The organism is Nonomuraea cavernae (genome assembly GCF_014646355.1).
In the GTDB taxonomy this organism is placed as follows: domain Bacteria; phylum Actinomycetota; class Actinomycetes; order Streptosporangiales; family Streptosporangiaceae; genus Nonomuraea; species Nonomuraea cavernae.
In genome coordinates this window covers 1-1,068 of sequence record NZ_BMNH01000066.1, presented here as the reverse complement: position 1 = coordinate 1,068, position 1,068 = coordinate 1, and the positions used below count along the sequence as shown (strand labels likewise).

The following is a 1,068-nucleotide window of genomic DNA, read 5'->3' as shown; positions in this document are numbered from 1 at the left end:
TGCCGGTGCCGTTGCCTCGGTAGAGGTGTAGGTCCTTGGTGGTGGTGTTGCGGGCGATGATGTCGGCTTTGCCGTCGCCGGTGAAGTCGCCGGGGCTGAAGATGGTGTCGAAGGCGGACCAGTTGTGGCCGAACGCCTCGCCGGTGCCGGATTGGAAGCCGCCGCTGCCGTTGCCACGGTAGAGGTGCAGATCCTTGGTCGTGGCATTACGGGCGATCACATCGGCCTTGCCGTCACCGCTGAAGTCACCGGTGTCGCCACCCGCTCCGTCCTCGACGATGTTGTTGTAGCGGATGGGGCGATATCCCTGCATGCTCGACCACGACTCGCTCCCCACCTGACCACGGGAGTTGGCGGACGGGCCCTTCGCCCAGTCGTTCTCCCATCCGTCACCGTCCGGGTCGGCACCGCCGTTGAGGGAGTAGGTCCAGGCGCCCTGCGAGTGGTCGCCGGCGTTCTTCCATCGGGCGAACAGCTCCATGTGGCCGTCCTTGAGGATCGCGTCCCCCGGCCTGAGATCGTGAAGACTGGACAGGTACCTCTTGCCTGACCACGACGCGAAGTCGTTGGTGCTGTTGCCGCCCTTCCCGGAGTTCGCCGTGATGTGCCAGGCCATCGACACCAGGCCGGAACAGTCCGGCCCGTACTTGTGCGTCCCGTCCACATCGGTGACCAATGTGTTGGACCGGCGCGTCAGGTTGTACTGGACCCCGCGGTTCACCCAGTTCTGGGCACGTGCGAGCACTTCGGAACGGGTGATGGGGCCGTTGGCGATGCTCGCCGCGTTTGCCTGGCCCCTGCCGCCGGCCTCGTCGAGCGCGGTTAGGGCGAACATGGCCAGCGCGGCCGCCGTACACACCGCGACGGTGCGGGATAAAAGACGATGAATGGTCGACCTGTTCATTCTCACGTGTCCTTTTCGAGAGAGAGTGAGCCCCGGAATGCGGAGAAAGTGAGGCGCTGCATCAGGCGTCAGAAGATGGTGTCGAAGGCGGACCAGTTGTTGCTGAAGGCTTCGCCGGTGCCGGATTGGAAGCTGCCGGTGCCGTTGCCTCGGTAGAGGTGCAG

At 64.8% G+C, this 1,068-nt stretch carries 1 protein-coding gene; it reads right to left on the bottom strand.

Annotated features, from left to right (window positions below; genetic code table 11):
• On the bottom strand, window positions 1-904 hold a 904-nt coding region (locus tag IEY82_RS39760), incomplete at its 3' end, for an FG-GAP repeat domain-containing protein (RefSeq protein WP_229697800.1).
• Between the last annotated feature and the right edge of the window lie 164 nt (window positions 905-1,068).